General features: G+C 68.2%; 20 protein-coding genes and 1 tRNA gene. 13 read left to right on the plus strand and 8 right to left on the minus strand.

Annotated features, from left to right (window positions below; genetic code table 11):
• Window positions 1-283: 283 nt before the first annotated feature.
• Window positions 284-1,696, minus strand: a complete 1,413-nt coding sequence (locus ACTIGJ_RS14335; RefSeq protein WP_439641007.1) for a YdgA family protein — start codon at window positions 1,694-1,696, stop codon at window positions 284-286.
• Window positions 1,697-1,792: 96 nt separating this feature from the next.
• Window positions 1,793-2,662: a mechanosensitive ion channel family protein gene (locus tag ACTIGJ_RS14340; protein WP_439641008.1), complete on the minus strand. Its 870-nt coding sequence runs from the start codon at window positions 2,660-2,662 to the stop codon at window positions 1,793-1,795.
• A gap of 73 nt (window positions 2,663-2,735) precedes the next feature.
• Here ACTIGJ_RS14340 and ACTIGJ_RS14345 point away from each other — a divergent pair, with 73 nt between their 5' ends.
• Entirely contained in the window at window positions 2,736-3,644 is a 909-nt protein-coding gene (locus tag ACTIGJ_RS14345; protein WP_439641009.1) for an alpha/beta fold hydrolase, read from the plus strand.
• A gap of 22 nt (window positions 3,645-3,666) precedes the next feature.
• Window positions 3,667-4,353, plus strand: a complete 687-nt coding sequence (locus ACTIGJ_RS14350; protein ID WP_439641010.1) for a 4'-phosphopantetheinyl transferase family protein — start codon at window positions 3,667-3,669, stop codon at window positions 4,351-4,353.
• Here ACTIGJ_RS14350 and ACTIGJ_RS14355 read toward each other — a convergent pair.
• A complete protein-coding gene (locus ACTIGJ_RS14355; protein WP_439641011.1) occupies window positions 4,331-5,161 on the minus strand; it encodes a hypothetical protein in 831 nt (276 codons plus the stop codon). The two genes, ACTIGJ_RS14350 and ACTIGJ_RS14355, sit on opposite strands and share 23 nt — an antisense overlap.
• On the minus strand, window positions 5,158-5,922 hold the full coding sequence (locus ACTIGJ_RS14360; protein WP_439641012.1) for a serine aminopeptidase domain-containing protein: 765 nt from the start codon (window positions 5,920-5,922) through the stop codon (window positions 5,158-5,160). The genes ACTIGJ_RS14355 and ACTIGJ_RS14360 overlap by 4 nt, the downstream gene beginning before the upstream one ends.
• Window positions 5,923-6,528: 606 nt before the next feature.
• Here ACTIGJ_RS14360 and ACTIGJ_RS14365 point away from each other — a divergent pair.
• A complete protein-coding gene (locus ACTIGJ_RS14365; protein ID WP_439641013.1) occupies window positions 6,529-7,929 on the plus strand; it encodes a DEAD/DEAH box helicase in 1,401 nt (466 codons plus the stop codon).
• Window positions 7,930-7,997: 68 nt separating this feature from the next.
• Window positions 7,998-8,276 (plus strand): RNA recognition motif domain-containing protein, encoded by a 279-nt coding sequence (locus ACTIGJ_RS14370; RefSeq protein ID WP_439641014.1) that lies wholly within the window; start codon window positions 7,998-8,000, stop codon window positions 8,274-8,276.
• A 74-nt stretch (window positions 8,277-8,350) separates the two neighbouring features.
• On the opposite strand, the gene ACTIGJ_RS14375 is transcribed toward ACTIGJ_RS14370, so the two are convergent.
• The 3 genes from ACTIGJ_RS14375 to ACTIGJ_RS14385 all read right to left on the minus strand — a co-directional run bounded on the left by ACTIGJ_RS14375 (window position 8,351) and on the right by ACTIGJ_RS14385 (window position 10,076).
• A complete protein-coding gene (locus tag ACTIGJ_RS14375) occupies window positions 8,351-8,629 on the minus strand; it encodes a hypothetical protein (protein ID WP_439641015.1) in 279 nt (92 codons plus the stop codon).
• Window positions 8,630-8,636: 7 nt separating this feature from the next.
• A complete protein-coding gene (gene rpiA / locus ACTIGJ_RS14380) occupies window positions 8,637-9,299 on the minus strand; it encodes a ribose-5-phosphate isomerase RpiA (RefSeq protein WP_439641016.1) in 663 nt (220 codons plus the stop codon).
• A gap of 69 nt (window positions 9,300-9,368) precedes the next feature.
• Window positions 9,369-10,076 (minus strand): YggS family pyridoxal phosphate-dependent enzyme, encoded by a 708-nt coding sequence (locus ACTIGJ_RS14385; RefSeq protein ID WP_439641017.1) that lies wholly within the window; start codon window positions 10,074-10,076, stop codon window positions 9,369-9,371.
• Between the two features lie 90 nt (window positions 10,077-10,166).
• Here ACTIGJ_RS14385 and ACTIGJ_RS14390 point away from each other — a divergent pair, with 90 nt between their 5' ends.
• From ACTIGJ_RS14390 to ACTIGJ_RS14430, 9 genes are all read left to right on the plus strand, one after another.
• The gene (locus ACTIGJ_RS14390; RefSeq protein WP_439641018.1) at window positions 10,167-11,207 is read left to right on the plus strand and encodes a type IV pilus twitching motility protein PilT; all 1,041 of its coding nucleotides are present in this window, start codon (window positions 10,167-10,169) and stop codon (window positions 11,205-11,207) included.
• A 23-nt stretch (window positions 11,208-11,230) separates the two neighbouring features.
• Window positions 11,231-12,397 carry a PilT/PilU family type 4a pilus ATPase gene (locus ACTIGJ_RS14395; RefSeq protein WP_439641019.1) on the plus strand — a complete coding sequence of 389 codons (1,167 nt, stop codon included), beginning with the start codon at window positions 11,231-11,233 and terminating at the stop codon, window positions 12,395-12,397.
• 35 nt (window positions 12,398-12,432) lie between these two features.
• On the plus strand, window positions 12,433-13,494 hold the full coding sequence (locus ACTIGJ_RS14400) for a PilT/PilU family type 4a pilus ATPase (RefSeq protein ID WP_439641020.1): 1,062 nt from the start codon (window positions 12,433-12,435) through the stop codon (window positions 13,492-13,494).
• Between the two features lie 192 nt (window positions 13,495-13,686).
• Window positions 13,687-14,121 (plus strand): 50S ribosomal protein L13, encoded by a 435-nt coding sequence (gene rplM / locus ACTIGJ_RS14405; protein WP_439641021.1) that lies wholly within the window; start codon window positions 13,687-13,689, stop codon window positions 14,119-14,121.
• 3 nt (window positions 14,122-14,124) lie between these two features.
• Window positions 14,125-14,532, plus strand: a complete 408-nt coding sequence (rpsI, locus tag ACTIGJ_RS14410; RefSeq protein ID WP_439641022.1) for a 30S ribosomal protein S9 — start codon at window positions 14,125-14,127, stop codon at window positions 14,530-14,532.
• A gap of 72 nt (window positions 14,533-14,604) precedes the next feature.
• Window positions 14,605-14,678: transfer RNA gene (locus tag ACTIGJ_RS14415), tRNA-Gln, on the plus strand.
• 216 nt (window positions 14,679-14,894) lie between these two features.
• Complete coding sequence (locus tag ACTIGJ_RS14420; RefSeq protein WP_439641023.1) at window positions 14,895-15,644, plus strand: PP2C family protein-serine/threonine phosphatase; 750 nt, start codon at window positions 14,895-14,897, stop codon at window positions 15,642-15,644.
• 122 nt (window positions 15,645-15,766) lie between these two features.
• Complete coding sequence (locus ACTIGJ_RS14425) at window positions 15,767-16,120, plus strand: hypothetical protein (protein WP_439641024.1); 354 nt, start codon at window positions 15,767-15,769, stop codon at window positions 16,118-16,120.
• Between the two features lie 95 nt (window positions 16,121-16,215).
• A complete protein-coding gene (locus ACTIGJ_RS14430) occupies window positions 16,216-16,998 on the plus strand; it encodes a SapC family protein (protein WP_439641025.1) in 783 nt (260 codons plus the stop codon).
• A gap of 61 nt (window positions 16,999-17,059) precedes the next feature.
• Here the strand turns inward: ACTIGJ_RS14430 and cysC are convergent, their stop codons facing one another.
• A complete protein-coding gene (gene cysC, locus ACTIGJ_RS14435) occupies window positions 17,060-17,680 on the minus strand; it encodes an adenylyl-sulfate kinase (RefSeq protein WP_439641026.1) in 621 nt (206 codons plus the stop codon).
• Between the last annotated feature and the right edge of the window lie 24 nt (window positions 17,681-17,704).

Consider the following 17,704-nt stretch of genomic DNA (forward strand, 5'->3'; position numbering starts at 1 on the left):
CGCGCTGTCGCTTCATCCGCTTGAACGGCCTGCGTTGCGCACCGGTTCCCAGCGCGGCGCGCGCTGACTTGCACTAGATTTCACCACCACCCCACCACCGGAGCACGACCATGGCCAAAGGCATGGACAGCAAGAAGAACGAGAAAAAGGCGCCGCTGAAGACGATGAAGGAAAAGAAGGCGGAGAAGCAGGCCAAGAAGAAGGCCAAGTAAGCATTCTTTCCCGCGCACGAAAAAGCCCCGATGCGAGTGATCGCTTCGGGGCTTTTTCGTGGCTTTGACGTTCAGGGCGGCGCGGCGCCGAACGGCTTGCCGTTGACGATCAACGCGCCGTCCCGGAACTGGACTGCGGTGCTGGCGAGGTCGCCTTCGACCACCAGCATTCCCTTCGCCACCGCGCCATCGCGGTTGCTCCGTGCAAACGCCGCAATCTGCTCGGGGCTCAGATGCACCGGCTCGCCATGGGCGCCCGGAACGACGACCTTCGCGGCCTGAAGCGTCAGCAGCAGATCGATCAGCGCCACCGGCATCGCCAGTTTCGCGTCCGCCGCGACATCGGTGCGGATCGTGAAATCGTCGAGGTTGGCATCGCCGACGTATTGAACCTTGCCGCTGAATTGCAGCTTGCCCTGCGGCGCGGTGAACGACAGATCCTCGATCGCGAAGATCGGCTGGTCGGCTGCAGCAGCCGCCAGCGAGGGCTTGATCGCCGCCAGCATCTGCTGCGCCTGTGCTTCGTCAGCCGGCTTGCCGACCTGCTGCGCGCTGAAGCGATTGATTGCGAGACTCAGGTCCGACATCGCCTGGGTGCCGAACCGGTCGAACACCATCCGCAATTGCGCATCGCTGACCCGGGTGTCGTTGAAGCGCAGTTCGCGGATCGCCATCGTGGTCGTCGACTTCAGCTGGCCGTCGCTGTCAGCCGTGTCGGCATCGATGTGGATGCCGCTCAGCGCGACGACGCCGGCCGGGCCCTTGTGGCTGAACGACGCAAAGCTGCTGCCGACGCGGCCGATCAAGACGCCGTCGGCGATCAGCGTCAGGTCGGTCTTGACGGCCACCGGGCCCATCACCACGCCGCCGTCGTCAAGGTCCAGGCCCGGCGCGTCGAGCGAGCCGACCACGTGATCGCCGGATATGTCGAAGCGGCCGCGGATGCCGGACCACTGCAGGTGGCGGCTGGCCGCATCGCCATCGCCTGGCAGGCGGGCATCCACCGCAGGCGACAGCAGTTCGCCGCTGATGCCGCCGCCGATGCCGAGATCGACGGTCAGCTGCACCGGCTCGGCGTCGCCGAACAGGCGGCGCGTGCGGTCCTGCAGGTCGCCGTCGAACTTCACGGTATTGATGATGCGTGCCAGCCGCAGGCCGTCGAGGCGCGGCCCATGGCTGATCCGGTGCAGCAGGGTCAGCGGCACGATCCGATTCGGCGGCAGCACCGCCTGACCGTTGTCATCGACGGTGATCGCGCCGGGGTCCGGGCCAAGATCGTAACGGTGCTCCGTCTCGGCGACCGACGAAAACAGCCCGCGCTCGTAGCGCAGCAGACGGACCGGGTAGGGGTAGTGATCGGGCGCTTCGGCAATCAAGGCGCGGATGTCGGCTTCGATCCTCCGGCCGATCACCCAGGACAGGCCGACGCCCAGTGCCGCGGTGATGACCAGGCCTGCCAGCGGCTTGACGATGGGATGGGACATGCGCGCTCCTGCGCCGAGGGGATGGGCGTCATGGATAGCACGCGCCGCGCAGCCGCGATCCCGCCTCCGCGCGCCGGCTGTGACCGGATGCGCGCCTCAGCTCCGGCTTTCGACCTGCAGGGTGGTCTTGTCGCCGTCGCTGCGGGTGTCGCGCAGGTGCAGGTCCATCTGCGGATACGGAATGCTGATGCCGGCATCGTCGAAACGCAGCTTGATCTGCTCCAGCAGCTCGCACTGCACCGAGAACCACTCGCTGGTGGCCGTCCATGGCCAGACCGCGAAGTCGATCGAGCTGGCGCCGAGTGCCCGCACCTGCACGACCGGTGCCGGGTCCTTCAGCACCCGCGGATGCTGGCGCAGCAGATCCTCGAGAATCGCCTTGGCCTGCTTGAGATCGGCGTCGTAGTCGATGCCGATGGTGATGTCGAGACGGCGCGTGCTGCGCGCCGTGTGATTGGTGATGGTCGCGGTGGTGATCGCGTTGTTCGGCACGATCACTTCCTGGTTGTCGGAGGTGCGCAGGATGGTGTGGATGATCTTGATTTCCTCGACCGTGCCCTTGACGCCGCCGGCCTCGACGAAATCGCCGACCTTGAATGGCCGGAACAGGATCAGCAGCACACCGGCCGCGAACGAGCTGAGCTGGCCCTGCAAGGCCAGGCCGACGGCCAGTGCCGCGCCGCCGACCACCGCTGCCATCGAGTTGGTGTTGATGCCGATCTGGCCGAGTGCCGAGATCACCACCATCGCGTAGCCGACGCCGTAGGCGACGTTGCACAGGAAGCCGGTCAGCGTGACGTCGACCCGGCTGCGCTGCAGCACGTTGCGCAGCACGCCGACCGCCGCGCGCACCACGTAGCGACCGAAGTAGAAGATCAGGATGGCGATCGCGATCTTCAGCAGTACCGGCAGGCCCAGGGCGAGCCAGTGTTCGGGCGACTTCAACTTCTCCAGAGTCAGTTCCACGGCACACCTGCGTTGGTCTTGATCGGGTAGTTTAGTGGCTTGATCCGCTCTGTTCAGCCCCGAATCGCGACACATGACCACTGATCTCGAAGTGGTGCCGGCCGCCGCGCCGACGCTGCGCTACATCCAGGCCAACGGCATCGAGTTCGCCTACCTCGAAGCCCGTCCGGCCGTCGACCCCGACAACGCGCCGCTGGTGCTGGTGCTGCACGGCTTCCCCGATACCGCCTGGAGCTTCGTCGACCTGCTGGATCGGCTGGCCGCCGCCGGCTACCGGGCGATCGCGCCGTCGATGCGCGGCTACGCGCCGACCGAGGTACCGGAACGGCCGGACTATTCGATCGCCACGTTGGGCCAGGACGTGCTGGCGCTGATCGAGCACTTCGGTGTCGATCGCGCCTTCGTGGTCGGCCACGACTGGGGCGCGGTGGCCACCTACGCGGCGGCGGCGCTGCGCCCCGATCGCGTGCGGGCCATCGTCACTGCCGCCGTGCCGCATCTGCGCCGCTTCATGCTGCGGCCGTCGCGGGCGCAGCTGGCGGCCTCCCACTACATCTTCAAGTTCCAGCTGCCGCTGTGGCCGGAACGCAAGATCCGCGAAGACGATTTCGCCTGGCTGGTCGATCTGGCACGCAGCTGGTCGCCGGGTTGGATTCCGGGGGATGACTACCTGGTGCCGCTGAAGGCCAATTTCGCCGAGCCGGAACGGCTGAAGGCGGCGATCGGCTATTACCGCGCGCTGCCACGGATGTTCTTCACGCGCGTCGCCTGGCAGTTCCTGCTGCAGCCGATCGCGGTGCCGGCGCGGGTGATCCACGGGGCCAACGACGGCTGCATCCTGCCGCAGTCGTTCACCGACTCCGAGCATCTGTTCAGTGCCGGCTACGAATCGGTGCGGCTGGACGATGTCGGCCACTTCATGAACCTCGAAGCGCCGGCACGCTTCGCCGATGCGGTGCTCGACTTCCTGCGCCGGCACTGAGCGCCGACACCGAGCGACGGCAATGGGCGAGGCTGCTGCGGCGCTGCTATCGCTGCCGGGGTTCCCCGGCACGCGGCTTCGCTGGACGGCGCTGCCGCAGCCGGCGCACGCAGCGGCCCTGCATCCGCTGGAGCAGGCGCTGGTGGTCGATGTCGTGCCGCGCCGCCGCGCCCATTTCGCTGCCGGCCGCGCCTGCGCGCATGCGGCGCTGGCGGCGCTGGGGCATCCGGTCGAGGCGCTGCTGCGCAATGCCGATGGCGCGCCGCTGTGGCCAGCTGGTGTGGTCGGCAGCATTTCCCATTGCCCGGAGGCCGCGGTGGCCGTGGTCGCCGATCGCCGCGACTGGGCCGCGCTGGGGGTGGATGTCGAAACCGACCGCGCGCTGGCCGACGATGCCGCCGCCTATGTGCTGGCCGAACCGGAGCGCGCCCGCTTTGCGACGCTGCCGGGCGGGCTGGCGCAGTGGGCGCTGCCGGCCTTCGCCGCCAAGGAGTGCGTGCACAAGTGCGTGCATCCGCTGAGCGGCGTCTATCTGGCCTTCGACGAGGTGGCGATCCATTTCGAGCCCGGCCCGGCCATGCCGGCGCCGGCCGGGTTCACCGTCGAGGCCTTGTCCGACAAGGCACGCGCGGCGCTGGCCGGCCGCGACTGGCGCGGCCAGTGGCGGCGCCAGGATGGCCTGCTGTTCAGCCTGCTGGCCGGCCGCTGATGCTCAGCGTCCAGTCGACCAGCACGTCGATCATCGCTTCGCGGGTGCTGCGCCGGCTGTAGCGATGGTCGGCTTCCGGGATGTGCCGCAAGGTCAGCCGCCGGTAGTTGCGCAGCAGCGGAAAGGCGTCGATCAGCTGGGCGGCGTACTGGTAGTCGCGTTCGACATCGCCGGTGTAGATGTACATCAGGGTCAGCTGGCGGCGGACGAAATCGAACAGGTCCGCTTCCATCCGCGCATGCGACGGCGTGTCGAACCAGCGGATCTCGGCGTCGACGGCGGCATGCAGCGCATCACCGGAGCGCGGGCTCAGGTGCAGGTCGGAACGCTCGGCATCGCCGCGCTGGCGATCCCGGACCCGGCCCAGCAGCCGGTTCAGCCAGACGCGCGGCGTGCCGTGGATGTAGCCGTCGACGAATACGGCGCCGACGATGCGCGGGTCCAGACGCGCGGCCTGATGGGCGTCGTGGGCGCCGGTATGGCTGCCGATCACCACGTAGCCGCTGGCGATGTTGCGGGCGTCCAGCGCATCCATTGCCGCGCACAGGTCGGACGCCGACAGCGCCGGTTGGCGCCCCGGCACCACTTCGCTGTCACCGAGGCCGGCGTTGTCGAGCCGCAGCGACACCACGCCGGCCGCCGCCAGCGCTCTCGCCAGTTCGACGTGCATGCGTCCGGGGCCGACCCGGTGGGTGAGCCCGGTGTTCGGGATCAGCACGGCCGGCCGTGCCGGATCGGGCACTTCCGGTGCGCCGAGAATGCCGAACAGCGCGCCGCTTTCGCCGAAGGAGATGGCCCGTTCGTTCATGGCAGCCCGTCGGCCAGCCGCTGGCTGACGATCCGGAACGAGGCCACCGGCAGCCACGGCGCGTGGATGCGGTCGACATCGCTCCAGTGCCCGGCATCCGGCAGGCGGATCGATTCGACGCTGTCCGGCGGCGTGCGGTCGCGGCTGACGAAGATCACCCGGCCGGGCAGGTCCCGGCGCAGGCCGGGCAGGCGGGCGATGTCGGCGTCGAGGCCGTCCGGCCAGTCATGGCCGAGCAGCTCGTCGCGCGCCGGCGCGGCCAGCTGCGAGCGCAGCTTGCGCTGCTGCGCCAGCTTCTCGTTGAACGCCTGATCCATCTGCTGCAGGTTGGCGACGAACACCTCGCCGTTCGGCGGTGCATCCCACAGCGCCACCGACTGGGCGCTGACCGCGCCGCTGGCTACCGCCTCCTGCGCCAGCAGCGCGCCGAAGCGCAGGCCGGTCAGGCACAGGCCGGTGACGCCGGTTTCGGTCCGCAGCAGCGCCGCCGCCTCGCGCAGATCATCCAGCCAGGTCGCGACGCCCGCCTGGCGGCCGTCGCCACCCGAATCGCCGGTACCGCTGTAATCGAAGCGCAGCACCGGGAAACCGCTCTGGCTGAGCATCTGCGCCAGCTGACGCAGGCCGCGATAGCTGCGCAGTGCTTCGGTGCCCCAGCTCGGGCACAGCACGATGCCGGTCTGCCTCAGCGCGCCTTGCGGGCGATGCAGCATGCCGAACAGCGGTTGGCTGGCCGAGCCGAAGTAGAGCGGGTTGTTCAAGCGCCGGAGTCGCGAAGGCAGACGGAGAGGAGGCCAGCGGTCATCGGCGCGACGCTTCGGTGGATGGCGGGCGGCGGCGAACCGTCGGCATCGCCACCGGAGGGAGGGGACAATCTCGATGACATCGGCGGAATTATGGAATTGAACGCTGCGTCCGCCGCAGCGATTCGATGAACGGTGCGGTCGTCGCGACGACGGTCGAAGCGCGGCCCGTCGAGCTGTGGCGCGCGGCGGATGAACGGTCTTTACAGCAGCAGCGAGGCCGATTTCCGGCCGCTTGGTCGCCGCCCGGCGCGTGTGCATCGACTCGCTGACGGGCAAGCATCGGTGCGCCGGCAGTCGCCGGCGGATCGGTGGCGCCCGGGCAGCCGGCGTGGCCGGGACTGATCGCGTATACTCCGCAGCGTTTGGTGAGGCGCTCCGGTTGCGCCCCTGCTTGAAGTCCCCCTCCGGCTGCCGTCTGGCGCCGTTATCAAGAGCTTCTGGTAGCAAACCATCGACGCGCCAGCCGGCGCTATTCGAAACCCTTTTCCCACTGCCTGAACCGGTGCCGTGCAGCTCTCAAGGGCTGTTCATGGTGTGGCGGCTTCAGGAGTCGTCTGAATCATGTCGTTTGCCGAATTGGGCCTTTGCCCGGAACTGTTGCGCGCCCTCGCCGACGAGGGTTACGAAAAGCCCACGCCGATCCAGGCTCAGGCGATCCCCGTGGTGGTGTCTGGCCGTGACCTGCTGGGCGCCGCCCAGACCGGTACCGGCAAGACCGCCGCGTTCACCCTGCCGATCCTCAACCGCCTCGCCTCGCAGCCGCGCGAAGCCGCCACCACGGCGCGCGCCGCGCCGCCGAAGGTGCTGGTGCTGGTCCCGACCCGCGAACTGGCTGCCCAGGTCGGCGACTCGGCGCGCACCTACGGCCGCCACCTGCCGTCGATCAAGACGGCGGTCATCTTCGGCGGCGTCGGCATCAATCCGCAGATCGACCAGCTGCGCCGTGGCGTCGACATCATCGTTGCCACCCCGGGCCGCCTGCTCGACCACCTGCAGCAGCGCACGGTGAACCTGTCCGGCATCCAGATGCTGGTGCTCGACGAGGCCGATCGCATGCTCGACATGGGCTTCATCCGTGACATCCGCCGGGTCATCCAGGCGCTGCCGGCGAAGCGTCAGAACCTGCTGTTCTCGGCGACCTTCAACCCGGAGATCCGCGCGCTGGCCGAAGGCCTGCTGCACGATCCGGCCAGCGTCGACGTGGCGCCGCGCAACACGGCGGCGGAAACGGTCGCCCAGCGCGTGCACCCGGTCGACAAGAGCCGCAAGACCGCGCTGATCGCCCATCTGGTCAAGCAGGGCGACTGGAAGCAGGTGCTGATCTTCACCCGCACCAAGCACGGCGCCAACCGGCTGGCTGAGCAGCTGGTGCGCGAAAGCATCCTGGCCGACGCGATCCACGGCAACAAGTCGCAGAACGCCCGCACCCGCGCGCTGGCCGACTTCAAGAGCGGCAAGATCCGCGTGCTGGTGGCCACCGATATCGCCGCCCGCGGCATCGACATCGACCAGCTGCCGCACGTCATCAACCACGAGCTGCCAAACGTGCCGGAGGACTACGTCCACCGCATCGGCCGTACCGGTCGCGCCGGCGCCGAGGGTGAGGCGATCAGCCTGGTCTCCAGCGACGAAAAGGCGTTCCTGAAGGACATCGAGCGGCTGCTGCGGCGGTCGATTCCGTCGTCGCCGGTGCCCGGCTACGAGCCGGGTTCGCAGCCGACGGCGGAAGAACGCGCCGCCGCTGCGGCACGGCCGCCGGCACCGGAGCGCGAGCGTGGCGAACGTCCGCGCGGCGGTGCGCCCGGCGGCCGCGGTCATGCCCCGGGCGGCGGACGTCGTCCCGGCGCCGCAGCCCCCGGCGGCAATGGCGCGGCCCGCCACGCCCGTCCGTCCCGCGACGGCGGCGGTGCCCGTCCGGCCGGCCGCAGCAGCAATGGCGGACAGGGCCAGCGCCCGCGCTGATTCACGGCATCAACCGACACGCGACACGAATTGTTTCAACCGATTAACCGAGAAGAAGGAGTCACTGGATGAAGCGCATCTATGCCGGCAACCTGCCGACCGACACGACTGAAAAGGAACTGACCGAGCTGTTCTCGACGCACGGCAAGGTTCGCTCGATCAAGCTGGCGCACGACGTGTTTTCCGGAAAGTGCCGCGGCTTCGGTTTCATCGAGATGGAAGGCCACGAAGCGCGTGCCGCGATCGCCGGCCTGAACGGCAAGGAACTGCGCGGCAACCTGCTGCGCGTCAACGAGGAAAAGCCGCGCGACGACAAGCGCGGTGGCCGTCCGGGCGCCCGCCGCTAAGGCTGCCCGCGGTCCCCGAAGCCCGCGCACCGCAAGGTGCTGCGGGCTTTTTTGTGGGCGTCGTCCGGGATCGCTCAGTCGACGCTGGCGCCGGGATCGAAATCCTCGTCCAGCGCGTAGTCACCGGAAGCGAGCGCCTCGATGATCGACTGCGCGATCGCCTGATCGCGACGCCGGACCTGCACCCGCACGCCGCCGAGCGCCAGCGCGATCAGCGGGTCGGCCTGCACGTGATTCTGGTCGGCGAGCTGGGCGTCGATGCCGTCGGCCAGCAGGCGTCCCAGCAGCACCTGCGCCTCGACCGCATCGGACAGGCGCGCCACCGTCTGCCAGCGGTCCGGATCGTCGCTCATCGCCGGATCAGGCTGGCAGGATCTCGCGCACGCCGCTGGCACCGCCGAGCAGCAGCACGTCGGCGCCGCGATGGGCGAACAGGCCGCAGCTGATCACGCCGGCCAGCATGCCGATGGTGGTTTCCAGCGTCTTCGGATCGGTGATCGAGAAGCCGGAGACATCGAGAATCTCGCCGCCGTTGTCGGTGATGAAGCCGGCGCGCAGCTTCGGCGTGCCGCCGAGCCGCACCAGTTCGCGGGCGACGTAGGAGCGGGCCATCGGCACCACTTCCACCGGCAGCGGGAAGTGGCCGAGCACCGGCACCAGCTTCGATTCGTCGGCGATGCAGATGAACTTGGTGCTGGCTGCGGCGACGATCTTTTCGCGCGTCAGCGCGCCGCCGCCGCCCTTGACCAGGCGCAGGTGGTGATCCGCTTCGTCGGCGCCGTCGACATAGATCGACAAGGTACCGGCCTCGTTCAGCTCGACCACCGGAATGCCGACCTTTTTCAGCCGCTCGGTCGAGGCGTTCGACGATGACACGGCGCCCGGGATGTCGGCGCGGTGATCCGCCAACGCGTCGATGAAGTAGTTGACGGTGGAGCCGGTGCCGACGCCGAGCAGTTCGCCCGGCACGAGGTACTTCAGGGCGGCGAGGGCGGCGGCTTGCTTGGCTTGGTTCTGGTCCATGGTCGAAGGCAGCGGGCGGTTGGGGGCGCGAAGTGTGAATCAGCCCTGCGCAATGCGCATGCCGGGCGTTCAGCCGGGCCGGGCGCCGAACAGCGCCGAGCCGATGCGGACCAGGGTCGCGCCTTCCTCAATGGCGACCTCGAAATCGTCCGACATGCCCATCGACAGCTGATCGAAGTCCACCGCGTCGACGCCGCCGGCGGCGCGGATCGCGTCGTGCAGTTCGCGCAGGTGGCGGAACGCGGCCCGCGCGTCTTCGGGATTATCGACCGGCGCGGGGATGCACATCAGCCCGCGCAGTCGCAGCCGGGGCAGCCGGGCGATCGCCGTGCACAGCGAGGCCGCGTCGTCGGGCGGCACGCCGCCCTTGCTGGCCTCGCCGGAAATGTTCACCTGCACGCATATCTGCAGCGGCGGCAGGTCCTCGCCGCGCAGCTCCGACAGCCGCTCGGCGATCTTCAGGCGGTCGACGCCGTGCGCCCAGGCGAAGGCACCGGCCAGCGCGCGGCACTTGTTGCCCTGGATCGGGCCGATGAAGTGCCAGTCGAGCCGCGCGCCGGTCAGCGTTTCGGCGAGCCCGATCTTGTCCAGCGCTTCGCGCATGTAGCTTTCGCCGAACGACATCTGGCCCAGCTCGGCGACTTCGGCGACGGCGTCGGCATCGAAGGTCTTGGAGACGGCGACCAGGCGCACCTCGGCCGGGTCGCGCCCGGCGCGTGCGCAGGCCGCCGCCAGTCGTCGGCGGATCGCCTGCAGCCGGTCGGAAACAGTGGTCATGGGCAGTTGGGGTAAGGTTTGATACGTCGGTAATTTGCCAGCAACAACCGCCATTTGGGCGTCGTCCGCAGCGCTCGAGGAGAATCAGGATTGGACATCGCGCAACTGTTGACCTTCGCCGTGAAGCAGGGCGCGTCGGACCTGCATCTGTCGGCTGGCGTGGAGCCGATGATCCGCGTCGACGGCGACATGAAGCGCATCAACCTGCCTGCGCTTTCGCACAAGCAGGTGCACGCGATGCTCTACGACATCATGAACGACAAGCAGCGCAAGGCCTGGGACGAGTTCCTGGAGACCGACTTCTCGTTCGAGATTCCCGGCCTCGCACGCTTCCGCGTCAACGCCTACACGCAGTCGCGCGGTGCCGGCGGCGTGTTCCGCACCATTCCGTCGAAGATCCTGTCGCTGGAGGATCTGAACTGTCCGCCGATCTTCAAGGACATCGCCGAGACGCCGCGCGGGCTGGTGCTGGTGACCGGGCCGACCGGCTCCGGCAAGTCGACGACGCTGGCGGCGATCATCAACCACATCAACGAGAACGACTACGGCCACATCCTCACCGTCGAGGACCCGATCGAGTTCGTTCATCCGTCGAAGAAGTGCCTGATCAACCAGCGCGAGGTGCACCGCGACACGCTGGGTTTCAACGAAGCGCTGCGCTCCGCACTTCGCGAGGACCCGGACGTGATCCTGGTCGGCGAGATGCGCGATCTGGAAACCATCCGGCTGGCGCTGACTGCTGCCGAGACCGGGCATCTGGTGTTCGGCACGCTGCACACGACCTCGGCCGCCAAGACCATCGACCGCGTCGTCGATGTCTTCCCGGCAGCGGAGAAGGACATGGTGCGGGCCATGCTGTCGACCGGCCTGCGGGCGGTGATCGCCCAGACCTTGCTGAAGAAGGCGACCGGCGGCCGTGTCGCGGCGCACGAGATCCTGATCGGCACGCCGGCCGTGCGTTCGCTGATCAAGGAGAACAAGGTCGCCCAGATGTATTCGGCGATCCAGACCGGCGCCCGGGACGGCATGCAGACGCTCGACCAGTGCCTGAAGGATCTGGTGCGGCGGAACATCGTCACGGCGGCCGAGGCGCGCTCGAAGGCCGAGAACAAGCTCGATTTCGCGTCCTGAGCCACGCAGCCGAGAGACCGCACATGGAACGCGACGAAGCCATCCGGCTGATCCAGCAGCTGCTCGCCGCGATGAAGGCGCGCGGCGCTTCTGACTTGTTCATCACCGCCGGCTTTCCGCCGGCGATCAAGCTGGACGGCCAGATGACCCCGGTTGGCGACAAGCCGCTGTCCGGCCAGAACGCGGCGCTGCTGATGCGTGCGCTGATGAGCGATCGCCAGCTCAAGGAATTCGAAGCCACCCACGAGTGCAACTTCGCGATCCATCCGCCCGGCATCGGCCGCTTCCGCGTCAGCGCCTTCGTGCAGATGGGGCAGGTGGGCGGTGTGCTGCGCACGATCACCACCGAGATTCCGGGCTTCGACCAGATCGCGCTGCCGGCGAGCCTGAAGGAAGTGGTGATGGCCAAGCGCGGCCTGATCCTGATGGTCGGCGCCACCGGTTCGGGCAAGAGCACGAGCCTTGCGGCGATGCTCGGCCACCGCAATGCCCACTCCAGAGGCCACATCATCACCATCGAGGACCCGGTCGAATTCGTGCACCCGCATCTCGGCTGCATGGTCACGCAGCGCGAAGTCGGCAGCGACACGCTGAGCTGGGAAGCGGCGCTGAAGAACACGCTGCGCCAGGCGCCGGACGTGATCCAGATCGGCGAAATCCGCAGTCGCGAAACCATGGAGTACGCGATCAACTTCGCCGAGACCGGCCACCTGGTGCTGTCGACCCTGCACGCCAACAGCGCCAACCAGGCGCTCGACCGCATCATCAATTTCTTCGGCGAGGAGAAGCGCGAACAGGTGCTGATGGACCTGTCGCTGAATCTGCGCGCGATCATCTCGCAGCGGCTGATCCGCAAGGAAGGCGGCGGCCGGGTGCCGGCAGTGGAGATCATGCTGAACTCGCCGCTGATCGCCGACCTGATCTTCAAGGGCGAAGTGGCCGGCATCAAGGAGGTGATGGCGCGCTCCAACGAGCATGGCATGGTGACCTTCGACCAGTACCTGTTCGGGCTGTTCGAGCAGGGCCTGATCGGCTACGACGAAGCGATCCGCAATGCCGATTCGCAGAACGAGCTGCGGCTGAAGATCAAGCTGGAATCGCGACGGATGCGCGACAACCTGCTCGACGATCCGACCGTGAAGGGGCTGCGCATGAAGGACGACGACGCCGGCCAGCTGCTGCGCCGCTGATCGCGCACGCCCCCGCGCAACCGGAAGATACGCCCGTGCAGAAGATCATTCCTTACCTGAAGCTCTGCGTGGAGCAGGGCGCATCGGACCTCTACTTCAGCGCCGGCGCCACGCCGATGCTGCGCATCGAAGGCGAATTGCGCGCGGTCGGCCGCAATCTGCTGAGCCGCGAGCAGGTCCGCGAGCTGGCGCTGTCGATCCTCACCGAGGCGCAGCAGGCGCGGTTGCAGGCCGAGCATGAGCTCGACATCGCTACCGATGCCGGCGGGCTCGGCCGCTTCCGGGTCAACCTGTTCACCCAGCGCGGCAGCCTGGCGATGGTGCTGCGCCATGTGCGCGCGGAGATTCCGACGCTGGACGCGCTGAACATGCCGGACGTGCTGCGCGAACTGGCGTTGCACAAGCGCGGCCTGATCCTGATGGTCGGCGCGACCGGCTCGGGCAAGACGACGACGCTGGCGGCAATGATCGACCACCGCAATGCGCAGGCCGCCGGCCACATCCTGACCATCGAGGACCCGATCGAGTTCGTGCACTGCAACAAGCGGTCGATTGTCAACCAGCGCGAGGTCGGCGTCGACACCGAAAGCTATGCGCGGGCGCTGCAGTCGAGCCTGCGCGAAGCGCCGGATGTGATCCTGATCGGCGAGGTGCGGTCGCGCGACACCATGGATGCCTGCCTGCAGCTGGCCAACACCGGCCACCTGGCGATCTCGACCCTGCACGCCAACAACGCGTGGCAGGCGCTGCAGCGCATCGTCAACCTTTATCCGGACGGCCAGCGTCAGCAGCTGTATCTCGACCTGTCGCTGACCTTGCGCGCGATCATTTCGCAGCGCCTGGTGCGTGCCGGCGATGGCCGGCGGGTGGCGGCCGTCGAGGTGCTGATCAACACACCGTACATCCAGGATCTGATCGTCGCCGGTCGCATCGACGCGCTGCGAGAAGCGATCGCGCAGTCCTCCGAACGCGGCATGCAGAGCTTCGACCAGGCGCTCTACAAGCTGTACTCGGAGGGTGTGATCGGGCTCGACGAAGCGCTGGCCCACGCCGATTCGCGCGCCAATCTGGAGGGCAAGATCAATTTCGGACACTGATGGGCCCGCCGATCGCCGGGCTCGGCGGATTTCGACCGCCGCGATGCAATTTGTGGCGCCGGTGTCTTGCAAGCCCGGGCGCACCTCACTAAACTCCGCGCTCGTTTTGCCCGAGGTCGTCCTGAAGCACCGGCCGACTGAACAATAATCGCCTCCCGGCCATCCGGCCCGCGGGGTCCACGAGCAGGATTCATGAGCACTTATTTCGCAACCAACGAGAATGCGAAGCGCGAATGGACGGTGATCGATGCCGAAGGCGTCGTTCTCGGCCGTCTCGCCTCCGAAGTCGCGCGCCGTCTGCGCGGCAAGCACAAGCCGGAGTTCACTCCGCACATCGATACCGGTGACTACGTCATCGTCATCAACGCTTCCAAGATCAAGGCCACCGGCAACAAGGCGGAAGGCAAGGTCTACTGGCGTCATACCGAATACCCGGGCGGCATCAAGTCGACCACGCTGGGCAAGATGATGGCCGAGCACCCGGAGCGCGTCATCGAGAAGGCGATCAAGGGCATGCTGCCGAAGGGCCCGCTGGGCTACGCGCAGTACCGCAAGCTGAAGGTCTATGCCGGTGCCGAGCACCCGCACACCGCGCAGCAGCCTGTCACTTTCACGCTCAAGGGTTAATCCATGGCCACGCTCAAGCAGCCTGCTGATCAGCATTACGGCACCGGTCGCCGCAAGACCGCCGCCGCCCGCGTCTTCATCCGTCCGGGCAAGGGCGAGATTTCGATCAACGGCAAGACCGTCGAGGCCTACTTCGGCCGCGAAACCTCGCGCATGCTGGTTCGCCAGCCGCTCGAAGTGTCCGACTGCGTCGGCCGCTTCGACATCAAGGTGACGGTCGCCGGTGGCGGCCCGAATGGCCAGGCTGGCGCGATCCGCCACGGCCTGACCCGCGCCCTGATCAAGTACGATGAGGCGCTGCGCCCGGGCCTGCGCGCCGCTGGTCTCGTCACCCGCGACGCCCGCGAAGTCGAGCGCAAGAAGGTCGGCCTGCACGGCGCCCGTCGCGCACCGCAGTACTCGAAGCGTTAATGCGCTTCGTTCGGCATCCGGCGATGAACCGGATGCCGGACAAGACGGTCAGAGCAACGACCGTCCGATTCTTGGGAGATCGTCTAATGGCAGGACAACAGATTCTGACTCTGTTTATCTAGGTTCGAGTCCTAGTCTCCCAGCCAACACGGAAACACCCGGCAGCTTGCTGCCGGGTGTTTTTTTTGGCCGCTCGACCGGCTGGCAGTCGCGTGCAAGCCACGGCACGAGGCGCCGTGGCGGACAGCGTGCCGGCCCTGCTTTGCTAATCTGCCGGTCTCTTCCGTCCTGTCGATGCTCATGCCGCGATCGTCGAAGCTGCCCCTCGCCCCGTGCCGGCCGTACCGCGCTGCACGCGCCCGATGACCGCCGCCGCCGACGCGCCCGCCACCGACTGCCGCTCCTGCGGCCGCACCGACACCGGCCATGTCCGCAGCCGGAACGAGGATGCGCTGCTGGTTCGCGATGATCTCGGGTTGTGGGCGGTCGCCGACGGCCTCGGCGGCCACGCGGCGGGCGATTACGCCAGCCAGATGATCGTCGAGCGCCTGGGCCGGCTGCAGCGGCCGGCGCGCATCGAGGACTTCGTCGAGGCGATCGAGGACACGCTCGAAGCAGTGAACGCCGAGTTGCGGCGCACGGCGCGCGCGCGCGGCGTCGATCTGATCGGCTCGACGGTCGCCGTGCTGGTCCAGCACCACGACTACATGCTGTGCGGCTGGGTCGGCGACAGCCGCGTCTACTGCTTCGAGGACGGCCGGCTGCGGCAGGCGACCCGCGACCATGCGCATGGCGTCGACAACGGATGGCAGGCCGAGACCGGCGGCGATGCCCGGCGTCCGCCGCCGCAGCCCGGCGGGGGCGTGCTGACTCGGGCGGTCGGCGCCGAGGAGCAGCTGTACATCGACTGGGTGGTCGCCACGCGCCGCCCCGGCGTGCAGTTCCTGCTCTGCTCGGACGGCGTCAACAAAGAGATCGGCGACCGCGAACTGGAAGCACTGTTTCGCGCCGATCTGACGCCGCCGGAACTGATCGGCCGCCTGTTCGACACGGCGCTGGCGCGCGGCGCGCGTGACAATGTCACGGCAGTCGTGGTGCGCCTTGCCGGCTGAACGCCAGCCGGTCGATCATCCCGCCCGATGACGCCGCCTGCCGGGCTTCACCACCAGCGCAGACGGCCAACGATGAACGGATCGGGCGGTGCCCGGTGCGCCCGCCCGCTGACGGAGGTGACGTGAACCATCGCGAACAGGCGATCAACCAGGACCTGCAGATCCTGGCCGACGCCTACCGTCTGGGCCATATCCAGCGGCCCGAGTACCGCGCCCGCCGCCGCCAGGTGCTGGCCGGCTGGCAGGCGATCGGCGATCAGCCTGCGGCTGCGTCGGTCGTACTGCCTGATGTGTCGGCCGTTGCGTTGCAGGCGGCGGACCGGCATCGCGAGCCTCCGCCCCTTGTATCCGCACCATCAGCGAGCGGCGCACGCGGGTATCGCTATGGCATCGCCGTGGTGCTGCTGGCGCTGCTGCTGGTCGCCGGCCTGGCGTTCGCTGGCGCCACACCGCCGCTGCCGGTCCTTGCGTTCTGATCCTGTGCGGCGCGGCGGCGACAGCCCCCGCGCTTGCGATATCGTCTGCGCCCCATTGAACCGCCCGGCTGCCGGGTGAGCACCCGGAGTCCGCGATGACCGAAACCGCCCCTGACGTCGCCATTCCGGCCACGCCCGCCGCCACCCGGCTGCCGCTGTTCTTCCGGGCGATCGAGGCGCTGGATTCCGCTGCCCATCGACGGCTGCGCCTCGAACCTAGGCAGTCGCATGCGTTCGCGCGCGGCAGCAACGCCGTGCCGCTGACCTTCAGCGAGATTCCGCTGGCCGCGCAGGAGTATCCGATCGTGTTCGCGGGCGAGGGCGAATGGCTGCATCTGGTGGCCCTGGTCGGGCTGGCCAGCGGCGACAACCTGTTCGTCGACGACGACGGCCGCTGGCTGGGCCGCTACGTGCCGGCGTACGTACGCAGCTATCCGTTCGTGCTCGGACAGGCCAACGGCGGCGATGACGCCTACGTGGTGGCCATCGATCCGACCGCCGACACGCTCGGCGACACCGACGGTGCGCCGCTGTTCGACGCCGAGGGCGCGCAGTCGCCGACCCTGACGCACATGGTGCAGTTCCTCGGCGAGTACCAGGTGCAGATGACCCTGGCCCGGCAGTTCGCCCGCAAGATGGCGGAACTGGATCTGCTGGCTGCCGTCGATGCCGACATCCGCACCCCGGCCGGTGCGCAGTTCGCGCTGTCCGGCCTGCGCGTGGTGTCGCGCGAGGCGCTGCAGCGGCTGCCGGATGCGGTGAAGCTGGAACTGTTCGGCAGCGAGTGGCTGGAAATGATCCACCACCACTTCGCCAGCCTGCGCAGCCTGCCGGCGCTGGTCGACCGGCTGGCGGCGCGCCGCAGCACAGCCGGCTGAAACGGCCGGCAGGCTCGCCGCGCCGCTGCCGTCGCAGGCCGACGGCAGCGGCAGGCTGATCTCAGACGTCGAGAATCAGGCCACGCTGGGTCATCAGCGCGAGCACCGCGTCGACTTCCTGCTGCAGGCTCATCTCGGCGGTCTTCAGCACCAGTTCCGGCGCGTTCGGCGCTTCGTACGGATCATCGATGCCGGTGAAGTTCTTGATCTGGCCGGCGCGGGCTTTCTTGTAGAGGCCTTTCGGATCGCGCTTCTCGGCCTCTTCCAGCGGGCAGTCGACGTAGATCTCGATGAAGTCCATGCCGCTCTCGGCATGCAGCGCACGCACTGCATCGCGGTCGGCGCGGTAGGGGCTGATGAAGCTCGACAGCGCGATCACGCCGGCGTCGGTGAACAGCTTGGCGATCTCGCCGATGCGGCGGATGTTCTCGGTGCGGTCGGCGGCCGAGAAGCCGAGGTTCTTGTTGATGCCGAGGCGGATGTTGTCGCCGTCGAGCCGGTAGCTGATCCGGCCGCGCTTCAGCAGTTCCGCTTCCAGCGCCACGGCCACGGTGCTCTTGCCGCTGCCGGAAAAGCCGGTGAACCACAGGGTGGCGCCCTTCTGGCCGAGCACGCGATAGCGGTCGGCGCGGCTGATTTCGCCGTGGTGCCAGTGGACGTTGGTGGCGATCTGTTCGGTCATGCGGGTTCCTGACTGCGGTGGGGG

The organism is Nevskia sp. (genome assembly GCF_051860985.1).
Taxonomy (GTDB): domain Bacteria; phylum Pseudomonadota; class Gammaproteobacteria; order Nevskiales; family Nevskiaceae; genus Nevskia.